The following is a 10,529-nucleotide window of genomic DNA, read 5'->3' on the forward strand; positions in this document are numbered from 1 at the left end:
ATCCAGCCGGATGTGCCCCCGGACGGGAGGCCATAGCGTACGCGGCATGACGGATCTGCTGGCCCAGGTCGGGGAGCTGCCCACCACCCTGCTGATGGGGTTGCTGGGCATGGTCATGCTCGCCGACGCCGTACCCCTGGTCGGGGTGCTGGTGCCCGGCGACGCCGCGGTCCTCGCCGCGGTCGGCGCGGGCCGGCCGGCGACCGGGCTGGCCACCGTGGCGGCGGTGGTGGCGGGCTGCCTCGCCGGCTGGTCGCTGAGCTTCCTGGCCGGGCGGCGCTGGGGCGAGCGGCTGCGGCGCAGCCGGCTGGGCGACTGGATCGGCGAGTCGCGCTGGGTGGCCGCCGAGGCGCTGCTGCACCGTGGCGGCGGCCGGATGGTGCTGGTGGCGCCGTTCCTGCCGGTGTTCAACGCGTTGCTGCCGTTGGCCGCCGGCGGCCTGCGGATGTCGTACCGGAGGTTCGCCACCTGCGCGGCGCTCGGCGCGACGCTGTGGGCCGGCCTCTACGTGGCGCTCGGCGTCACCGCGCGGGCGCTGACCGGGCTGCTGCCCGGGGCGCCGAACCCGACCGTGCTCACCATGGCGGTCGGCCTGCTGCTCGCCGGTCCGGTGCTGCTCGGCACCCGGCACCGGCTCCGCGCGGTCACCGGCGCGGGCGCCGCCTCCTGAGCGGACCGGCCGGACCGCTGACCGCCGCCGGCGCCGGACCGCTGAGCGCCGGCGGCGCCGACCCGCGGGCCGGCGCCGCCGGATCGCTCACCAGCCGCGGGCCCGCCACTGCGGCAGAGCGGGGCGCTCGGCGCCCAGCGTGCTGTCCTTGCCGTGCCCCGGATAGAACCAGGTCTCGTCCGGCAGCCGGTCGAACAGCTTGTGCTCCACGTCGTCGATGAGCTGCCCGAACCGTTCCGGGTCCTGCTCGGTGTTGCCGACGCCGCCGGGGAAGAGGCTGTCGCCGGTGAACAGGTGCGGGATGCCGGACGGGTCGCGGTAGAGCAGCGCGACCGAGCCCGGGGTGTGGCCCTTGAGGTGGATCACCTCCAGGGCGCAGTCACCGACCGCGACCGTGTCGCCCTCGCGCAGCGGCTCGGCGGGGATCGGCAGCCCCTCGGCGTCGTCGGCGTGCACCAGCGGGCGGGCGCCGGTCTTGGCGACCACCTCCTCCAGGGCCACCCAGTGGTCCATGTGCCGGTGCGTGGTGACCACCGCGGCGAGCCCGCCGTCGCCGACCAGGTCGAGCAAGCGCGGCGCCTCGTTCGCGGCGTCGATCAGCACCTGCTCGCCGGTGCCCCGGCAGCGCAGCAGGTAGGCGTTGTTGTCCATCGGACCCACCGACACCTTGGTGATGGTGAGCCGGTCGAGCTCGCGGACGGCCGGCTCGCCGCCGGGCGTGACGTCTCCGGTGTAGGTCATGGGACAGCTATATCCATTCCGGTGGGTTCGGCAGGGGACCGTCGGGGGTGACGGTGAGCACCTCGCCCGCGGCGCGGCCGATCAGCCAGGCGGCGAGGTCCGGAGCGGCGCCGGCGACCGTGGGCGCGCCGGCCCGGTCGCCGATGCCCAACTCGTGGCAGCCGCTGCCCGGAAAGCGCAGCACCATCGCGGGTGCGGCGGCGCGGTCGCCCAGGTCGGCGGCGACCTCGTGCAGCAGCCGGTGGCTGAACGCCTCCGGCCAGTCCGCGGGCCGGTAGCCGGCGGCCAGGTCCACGTGGTGCACCTCCACCTCCCGCAGCCGGTCCCAGACCAGCAGGGCGGCCACCCGGGGGCCGCGCGGTGTCTGCACCATCGCGGTCCACGCCTCGGCCGGCATGGCGGCGACCGCCTCGGCGAACCGGTCCGCGGACCGGCGCAGGTCGTCGAAGAGGTCGTCCGGTGAACGGGCCGCGCCGGCCTCGATGTCCGCGGCCCGGGCCTCCGGGCTGGCATACATCGGGACGGCCGCGCCGGTGCGGGCGGCGGTGAGCAGGTTGACGAAGCCGTCGGCGTTGCGGGCCAGGTGGGTCAGCACGTGCCCGCGGGTCCAGCGCGGCAGCAGCGAGGCGGCGGCGACGTCCGCGGCGTCGAAGGCGGCCACGGTACGCAGCAACCGGGCGGTGGCGTCGTCCACCTCGCCGGTCAGCAGCAGCGGATCGTTGCTCACGTCGCCACCCCGCTGTCGAGCCTGATGGTTCGCTCGCTGCGCTCGCTCACGAACCGACCCTAGCGGTCCGGCGCCGCCGCGTCGTCGGGGAAATCGCTTTCGGCGCGTCGACGCGCCCCTTACCGTCGGTCCCACGGTTTCAGGTCGCGGCGTCAGACCGGCCTTCATTCGGTCCGGAGCGCCGCCTGGCGGCGGGCAGGCCGAATTACGGCCGCCGGCCGAGCTGAAGCCGTCGCAGAACGCGGCACCGGGAGTCGGGACGGAGGTGGTGAGCATGCCGGTGGTAGCACGCGTGTTCCGCCATGAACCCCCTCGACACCGATGAGGACACCATGACACTCGATCTGACCGCCCTCGGCTGGGACGCCGACTGGGCGGCCCACGTACGCCGGCGCACCGACCGCCGCCCGGGCCGGGTGGCCCGGGTCGACCGGGGAATCTGCACCGTGCTCCGACCCGAGGGCCCGGTCCGGGCCAGCCTGGGCGGCGGGGTGCTGGCCGCCGCCGCCCGCGACCTGACCGCCCTGCCCTGCGCCGGCGACTGGGTGCTGCTGGCCACCTGGCCGGACGGGCCGGTGACCGTGGAGGCGGTGCTGCCCCGCCGCACCGCGCTGATCCGGCGGACCGCCGGCAAGGACGCCAGCGGCCAGGTGCTCGCCGCCAACCTCGACGCCGCCGCGGTGGTGGAGCCGGTGCATCCCGAGCCGGACACCGCGCGGATCGAACGGCTGCTCTCCCTGGCCCACGAGTCCGGGGCCGAGCCGCTGCTCGTGCTCACCAAGGCGGACCTGGCCGCCGACCCGGTGGCGATCGCCCGGCAGTTGGCCGCCGCCGCCCCCGGGGTTCCGGTGCTGCCGGTCAGCGCCGAGCGGGGCAGCGGGCTGGACCCGCTGCGCCGCTACGTCGCGCCGGGGCGGACCCTCGGCCTGCTCGGGCCCTCCGGCGCGGGCAAGTCGAGCCTGGTCAACGCCCTCGCCGGGGCGGAGGTGATGCGGACCCAGGCGATCCGGCGGGTGGACGGCAAGGGCCGGCACACCACCACCTGGCGCGCGCTGGTGCCGATCCCCGGCGGGGGCGCGGTGCTGGACACCCCGGGCGTCCGGGCGGTCGGCCTGCTGGACGGCTCGGCCGGGCTGGACCGGGCCTTCGCGGACATCGCCGAGCTCGCCGCCGGCTGCCGGTACGCCGACTGCGCCCACGAGGCCGAGCCGGCCTGCGCGGTGCGGGAGGCGCTGGACAGCGGTGAGCTGTCCGTCCGGCGCTGGGAGAGCTGGCGCCGGCTCCAGCGCGAGGTGGCGTACGAGAGCCGACGCCGACAGGCCCGGCTGGCCGCCGAGCGGCGGGGGAGCTGGCGGGGCGAGCGGCGGCGCACGGCGCGTCCGGCGTCGCCGCCGTCGCCCGGCGGATACTGAGCCGAACACCGGTCGCGCCGGCCCGCCCGGGGTCGGCGCGACCGGGATGAGCTGGGGGAATGTGCGCACGACGAAAGTTGTCGTACCTCAGGGCTAGAGTTGCTCGGGCGTTTTCCCTGCGCCTCGACAACGTCGAAAAACCGCTCAGACCAGGCTCCGAGCGGACAGATCCGCCTCACATTCTTTCTCCGGGAGCACACGCACCGTGGCCGACCGACTGATCATCCGTGGCGCGCGCGAGCACAACCTGCGTGACGTCAGTCTCGACCTGCCCCGGGACGCCCTGATCGTCTTCACCGGGCTCTCCGGGTCGGGCAAGTCGAGCCTGGCGTTCGACACCATCTTCGCCGAGGGCCAGCGCCGCTACGTCGAGTCGCTGTCGTCGTACGCCCGGCAGTTCCTCGGCCAGATGGACAAGCCCGACGTCGACTTCATCGAGGGGCTCAGCCCCGCGGTCTCCATCGACCAGAAGTCCACCTCGCGCAACCCGCGCTCCACCGTCGGCACCATCACCGAGGTCTACGACTACCTCCGGCTGCTGTTCGCCCGCATCGGCGAGCCGCACTGCCCGATCTGCGGTGAGCGGATCTCCCGGCAGACCCCGCAGCAGATCGTCGACCGGGTGCTCGGCATGGCCGAGGGCACCCGGTTCATGGTGCTCGCCCCGGTCGTCCGCGGTCGCAAGGGCGAGTACGTCGACCTGTTCGCCGAGCTGCAGGCCAAGGGTTACGCCCGGGCCCGGGTCGACGGCGTGGTGCACCCGCTGACCGAGCCGCCGAAGCTCAAGAAGCAGGAGAAGCACACCATCGAGGTGGTCATCGACCGGCTCAGCGTCAAGCCCAGCGCCAAGCAGCGGCTGACCGACTCGGTCGAGGCGGCGCTCGGCCTCTCCGGCGGGCTGGTGCTGCTCGACTTCGTCGACCTGCCCGAGGACGACCCGGCCCGGGAGCGCCGCTACTCCGAGCACCTGGCCTGTCCCAACGACCACCCGCTCGCGATCGAGGACCTGGAGCCCCGGGTCTTCTCCTTCAACGCCCCGTACGGCGCCTGCCCCGAGTGCACCGGCCTCGGCACCAAGAAGGAGGTCGACCCGGAGCTGGTGATCCCGGACCCGGAGCGCACCCTGCGCGGGGGTGCGATCCAGCCCTGGGCGACCGGGCACAACCTGGAATACTTCCTCCGCCTGCTGGAGGCCCTCGGCGAGGCCGAGCACTTCGACATCGACACGCCCTGGCGGGCGTTGCCGTCCCGGGCGCAGAAGACGATCCTGCACGGCTCTGACGACCAGGTGCACGTCCGCTACCGCAACAAGTACGGCCGCGAGCGCTCCTACTACACCGGCTTCGAGGGCGTGGTGCAGTGGATCGAGCGCCGGCACACGGACACCGAGTCGGAGTGGTCGCGGGAGAAGTACGAGGGCTACATGCGGGACGTGCCCTGCGCGGCCTGCGGGGGCACCCGGCTCAAGCCGGAGGTGCTCGCGGTCACCGTGGCCGGCAAGAGCATCGCCGAGGTCTGCAACCTCTCCGTCGGCGAGGCGGCTGACCTGCTGGCCGGCATCGAGCTCACCGACCGGCAGAAGATGATCGCCGAGCGGGTGCTCAAGGAGATCAACGCCCGGCTGAAGTTCCTGCTCGACGTCGGGCTGGACTACCTCTCCCTGGACCGTCCGGCGGGCACCCTCTCCGGCGGCGAGGCGCAGCGCATCCGGCTCGCCACCCAGATCGGCTCGGGCCTGGTCGGCGTCCTCTACGTGCTGGACGAGCCGTCCATCGGCCTGCACCAGCGGGACAACCACCGGCTGATCGAGACCCTGCTGCGGCTGCGCGGGCTGGGCAACACGCTGATCGTGGTCGAGCACGACGAGGACACCATCCGGGTCGCCGACTGGATCGTCGACATCGGCCCGGGCGCCGGCGAGCACGGCGGCCGGATCGTGCACAGCGGTTCCGTGCCGGCGCTGCTGGAGAACGCGGAGTCGGTCACCGGGGCGTACCTGTCCGGGCGGAAGGTGATCCCGACGCCGGGCCACCGCCGGCCGCAGACCCCCGGTCGCGAGCTGGTGGTGCACGGGGCGCGCGAGCACAACCTGCGCAACCTCACCGTGAGCTTCCCGCTCGGCCAGCTCATCGCGGTCACCGGGGTCAGTGGCTCGGGCAAGTCCACGCTGGTCAACGACATTCTGTACGCGGTCCTGGCCAACCAGATCAACGGCGCCCGGCTGGTCCCCGGCCGGCACACCCGGGTCAGCGGCCTGGAGCACGTGGACAAGGTCGTCGGCGTCGACCAGTCGCCGATCGGGCGTACGCCGCGGTCGAACCCGGCCACCTACACCGGGGTGTGGGACCACATCCGCAAGCTGTTCGCCGAGACCACCGAGGCGAAGGTCCGGGGGTACGGCCCGGGCCGGTTCTCGTTCAACGTCAAGGGGGGCCGCTGCGAGGCGTGCTCCGGCGACGGCACCATCAAGATCGAGATGAACTTCCTCCCGGACGTCTACGTTCCCTGCGAGGTGTGCAAGGGCGCCCGCTACAACCGGGAGACCCTCGAGGTGCACTACAAGGGCAAGACGGTCGCCGAGGTGCTGGACATGCCGATCGAGGAGGCGGCCGAGTTCTTCTCCGCCATCCCGGCCATCCACCGGCACCTCAAGACCCTCGTCGACGTGGGTCTCGGGTACGTGCGGCTGGGCCAGCCCGCCCCGACGCTCTCCGGCGGCGAGGCGCAGCGCGTCAAGCTCGCCTCGGAGCTGCAGAAGCGTTCCACCGGCCGGACCGTCTACGTGCTGGACGAGCCGACCACCGGCCTGCACTTCGAGGACATCCGCAAGCTGCTGATGGTGCTGGAAGGCCTGGTCGACAAGGGCAACACCGTGATCACCATCGAGCACAACCTCGACGTGATCAAGACGGCCGACTGGCTCATCGACATGGGCCCGGAGGGCGGCCACCGGGGCGGCACGGTGCTCGCCACCGGCACCCCGGAGGAGGTCGCCGAGGTGCCGGAGAGCCACACCGGCCAGTTCCTGCGTCCGATGCTCAAACTCGACGGCGAGGCCAAGGGCGCCGCGGCGGCCACCACCCGGGCGGCGCGGGCCAACGGCGGCGCCAAGTCGCGTACCCGTAAGGTGCCGGCCGGAGCCCGCTGAGCCGGCCGTGCGGCGGCCCGGCACCACCCGCCGGTCCGCCCCACGTCCCTCGGCATCGGCAGGATCCAGCGCGTTCGGGGCTTCGGCACCCATTTCGTGACGCGCCTGTATGAACCGTGCGGCACAGTGATCCGTGTCCAGAAATGGACACGGATCACGATGGGCTGCGGCAGTCGAGAGGAAGGCCGGACATGAGCGACGATCAGGTGAAAACCGAGCCCGGTACGCGGACGCGGCGGGCCCTGCTCACGGGCGCCGGGGCGGTCGGCGCGGCGGTGGTGCTCGCCGCCTGCGGCAACGAGGGCGCGGGTTCGGGGACCTCGGCGCCGACCAGCGGCGGCCCGGGCGCGACCGGCGCCGGCGACGCCGAGGGCGGTAACCGGGACAGCATCGGCCCGCTGGCCCGGACCACCGACATCCCGGTCGGGGGCGGTGCCGTGTTCGCCAGCAAGGGCGTCGTGATCACTCAGCCGGAGCCGGGCCAGTTCAAGGGCTTCAGCCCGATCTGCACCCACCAGGGCTGCCCGGTGTCGAACGTCGACGGCGGCACCATCAACTGCACCTGCCACAACAGCAGGTTCTCGATCGTCGACGGCTCGGTGAAGCAGGGCCCCGCCACCCGGCCCCTGCCACCGAAGAACATCAAGGTCACCGGCGACCAGATCACCCTCGCCTGAGCGCTTCGGCGTCCCCCGCCGCGGGTCCGGTGGGGGACGCGTGGCGGCGGTGGGGTGTCGGGGGTGCGGACTAGGCTTGCTGCGTGGCTGACCCCTCGACCTATCGTCCCGCACCCGGCACCATCCCGGAGTCGCCAGGGGTCTACCGTTTCCGAGACGGCACCGGCCGGGTGATCTACGTCGGCAAGGCGCGGAACCTGCGCAGCCGGCTCAACTCCTACTTCGCCGACCCGGTCAACCTGCACCAGCGCACCCGGCAGATGGTCTTCACCGCCGAGTCGGTCGACTGGATCACCGTCGCCACCGAGGTCGAGGCGCTCCAACAGGAATACACCTGGATCAAGCAGTACGACCCGAGGTTCAACGTCCGCTACCGGGACGACAAGTCCTACCCGTACCTGGCGGTCACCCTGGACGAGGAGTACCCGCGGCTGCAGGTGATGCGCGGGGCCAAGCGCAAGGGGGTGCGATACTTCGGGCCGTACTCGCACGCCTGGGCGATCCGCGAGACGCTGGACCTGCTGCTCCGGGTCTTCCCGGCGCGGACCTGCTCCTCCGGCGTGTTCAAGCGGGCCGGCCAGGTCGGCCGCCCGTGCCTGCTGGGCTACATCGGCAAGTGCTCCGCGCCCTGCGTCGGCAGCGTCACCGCCGAGCGGCACCGGGAGATCGTCAACGGCTTCTGCGACTTCATGGCCGGCCGCACCGACACCATGGTCCGCCGGCTCGAACGGGAGATGCTGGAGGCCAGCGAGGAGCTCGAGTTCGAACGGGCCGCCCGGCTGCGCGACGACCTGGCCGCGCTACGCCGGGCCATGGAGAAGCAGACGGTGGTGCTCGGCGACGGCACCGACGCAGATGTGGTGGCCTTCGCCGACGACCCGCTCGAGGCCGCGGTCCAGGTCTTCCACGTCCGTGACGGCCGGGTGCGCGGCCAGCGCGGCTGGGTGGTGGAGAAGACCGAGGAGCTGAGCACCGGCGACCTGGTGCACCACTTCTGCACCCAGGTCTACGGCGGGGAGCAGGGCGAGGCGGACGTCCCCCGCGAGCTGCTCGTCCCGGAGCTGCCCGGCGACGTCGACGCGCTCTCCGACTGGCTCTCCGCCCGTCGCGGCAGCCGAGTGTCGCTGCGGATCCCGCAGCGCGGCGACAAGCGGTCGCTGCTGGAGACGGTGGAACGCAACGCCAAGGACGCGCTCGCCCGGCACAAGCTCAAGCGGGCCGGCGACCTGACCACCCGCAGCAAGGCCCTCGACGAGATCAGCGAGGCGCTCGGCATGCGGACGTCGCCGCTGCGCATCGAGTGCTTCGACGTCTCGCAGATCCAGGGCACCGACGTGGTCGCCAGCATGGTCGTCTTCGAGGACGGGCTGCCCCGGAAGAGCGAGTACCGGCGGTTCATCATCCGGGGCGCCAGCGACGACCTCTCCGCCATGTCCGAGGTGCTCCGCCGGCGGTTCGCCCGCTACCTCGACGCCCGCGCCGAGACCGGGGAGATCGGCGAGGAGACCGCGGGCGACCCGGACCGGCCCGGCATCGACCCGACCACCGGGCGCCCGCGCCGGTTCGCGTACCCTCCGCAACTGGTCGTGGTCGACGGCGGCGCACCCCAGGTGGCGGCGGCCGCGCAAGCGCTCGCCGAGCTGGGCATCGACGACGTGGCGCTCTGCGGGCTGGCCAAGCGGCTGGAGGAGGTCTGGCTGCCGGACGACGAGTTCCCCGTCATCCTCCCGCGCACCTCCGAGGCGCTCTACCTGTTGCAACGCGTCCGCGACGAGGCGCACCGCTTCGCCATCACCTTCCACCGGCAGCGGCGCTCGAAGCGGATGACCGAGTCGGCGCTCGACAACATCCCCGGCCTCGGTGAGGTACGCCGGAAGGCGCTCCTGCGCCACTTCGGCTCGCTCAAGCGCCTCTCCGCCGCCACGGTGGAGGAGATCACCGAGGTGCCCGGAGTGGGGAAGCGGACGGCCGAGGCGATTCTGGCCGCCCTCGACGAGCACGCCAAGCCGACCCCGACCTCCTGACCGCCCCCAGCCCGCCGCGTGGCCCAGGCCTCCGTGGGAACGTCACGGCCCGCGCTGGGCCGCCGCCGGGATCGCCTTCCGTCCCGCCCCGGAGAGCTCGTGGCCGGCGACGCCCACCCGGCCGATCCCGGCCCAGCGCTCCCGCGACGAGGCGACCACACCAGCTGATCCGCCTGTCCCGGCGACTGGTGTCGAGGTTCGGGTCGGCGATCTGGGGGGTGCGGTTCCGGCCGGGCCGTGTCTGTTCCGGTGGCTACGAACTTGATGGCGTAGACGAGCGCCGGTCCGACCCGGAAACGTCCCGCATGAGGATTCTCGTGGCTATGGCTCGCTGATCCGTTCACGTCATCAAGTTCGTAGTGTCCCGACCGCTACGGCATTCGCCGCCCGGGGCCGCCGGCCCTGGCGGCGCCCGTCCGGCCAGGCCTGCCCCGAATCTCTCGCCCGGCACGGAATGTCCGAATCTGGCGAGGCCTTCGCTAGCCGGAGTTATGCCCGGTCTGGGCGCGGCTGTCTGATGGCCAGGCTGGCCCGGTGGAATCATGCCCGGGCCCGTGGCGTTGAACATGGCAGACCACGCCGCATCTGCGGCCCCGCCTCGACGGCGGGCCTGCCCGGCTGGCCGCGAGACCCCGGCCCGGTTCCCGGGAGCCGGTGGAATGATCGCCAGCCCCCGGTCGTTACATCCCCCGGCCGCCCGAGCACCAGCCCGGGCCGGCCCCCGGGAGCCCGGCGGAATGACCCGCCGCCCCGGATGGTTACACCCCTGGGACATCCGCGAGCAGCCCCGTGTGGGCCGCCGGATGAACTTCCCGCTTCTGACTTTTCCTTTTCCACGGCACACCCGCGCACCCCCTGCGTGCGTGCCGTTTTCCCCCGATCGAAAGGTTCTGATCATCATGCGTACCAACACCATCCTGCGTAAGACCGTGCTGACCGCTGCTGGTGTCGTCGCCACCGCGGGTGGCATCGCCGGCCCCGCCATCGCCGCCCACGCCGCCCCCGCCCACAAGGCCGCCGTCCAGGCGCAGGCCAGCAAGAACGGCGAGCGGGAACTGAACGTGCGCTACGAGGCCCAGCCGAACTTCTACTACTGCGGCCCCGCCGCCACCCGCAACGCCCTCTCCGTG

General features: G+C 72.9%; 7 protein-coding genes and 1 pseudogene. 6 read left to right on the top strand and 2 right to left on the bottom strand.

The annotated features are described in order from the left end of the window. The first annotated feature begins 46 nt into the window (after nucleotides 1–46). Nucleotides 47–670, top strand: a complete 624-nt coding sequence (locus tag ACY34I_RS28665) for a DedA family protein (protein WP_462758152.1) — start codon at nucleotides 47–49, stop codon at nucleotides 668–670. An 87-nt stretch (nucleotides 671–757) separates the two neighbouring features. On the opposite strand, the gene ACY34I_RS28670 is transcribed toward ACY34I_RS28665, so the two are convergent. Beyond that, nucleotides 758–1,411 (bottom strand): MBL fold metallo-hydrolase, encoded by a 654-nt coding sequence (locus tag ACY34I_RS28670; protein WP_462758153.1) that lies wholly within the window; start codon nucleotides 1,409–1,411, stop codon nucleotides 758–760. 7 nt (nucleotides 1,412–1,418) lie between these two features. Continuing rightward, nucleotides 1,419–2,138 carry a maleylpyruvate isomerase family mycothiol-dependent enzyme gene (locus ACY34I_RS28675; RefSeq protein ID WP_462758154.1) on the bottom strand — a complete coding sequence of 240 codons (720 nt, stop codon included), beginning with the start codon at nucleotides 2,136–2,138 and terminating at the stop codon, nucleotides 1,419–1,421. Between the two features lie 332 nt (nucleotides 2,139–2,470). Here ACY34I_RS28675 and rsgA point away from each other — a divergent pair, with 332 nt between their 5' ends. The 5 genes and pseudogenes from rsgA to ACY34I_RS28700 all read left to right on the top strand — a co-directional run. Next, the gene (rsgA, locus tag ACY34I_RS28680) at nucleotides 2,471–3,550 is read left to right on the top strand and encodes a ribosome small subunit-dependent GTPase A (RefSeq protein WP_462758155.1); all 1,080 of its coding nucleotides are present in this window, start codon (nucleotides 2,471–2,473) and stop codon (nucleotides 3,548–3,550) included. 205 nt (nucleotides 3,551–3,755) lie between these two features. Further along, nucleotides 3,756–6,698 carry an excinuclease ABC subunit UvrA gene (gene uvrA, locus ACY34I_RS28685; protein ID WP_462758156.1) on the top strand — a complete coding sequence of 981 codons (2,943 nt, stop codon included), beginning with the start codon at nucleotides 3,756–3,758 and terminating at the stop codon, nucleotides 6,696–6,698. Between the two features lie 191 nt (nucleotides 6,699–6,889). Then, complete coding sequence (locus tag ACY34I_RS28690) at nucleotides 6,890–7,375, top strand: Rieske (2Fe-2S) protein (protein ID WP_462758158.1); 486 nt, start codon at nucleotides 6,890–6,892, stop codon at nucleotides 7,373–7,375. Between the two features lie 83 nt (nucleotides 7,376–7,458). Beyond that, nucleotides 7,459–9,399 (top strand): excinuclease ABC subunit UvrC, encoded by a 1,941-nt coding sequence (uvrC, locus tag ACY34I_RS28695; RefSeq protein WP_462758159.1) that lies wholly within the window; start codon nucleotides 7,459–7,461, stop codon nucleotides 9,397–9,399. An 899-nt stretch (nucleotides 9,400–10,298) separates the two neighbouring features. Further along, nucleotides 10,299–10,529, top strand: a pseudogene (locus ACY34I_RS28700) (C39 family peptidase); the annotation flags it as partial.

The organism is Micromonospora sp. RTBAU3-60, from assembly GCF_054963695.1.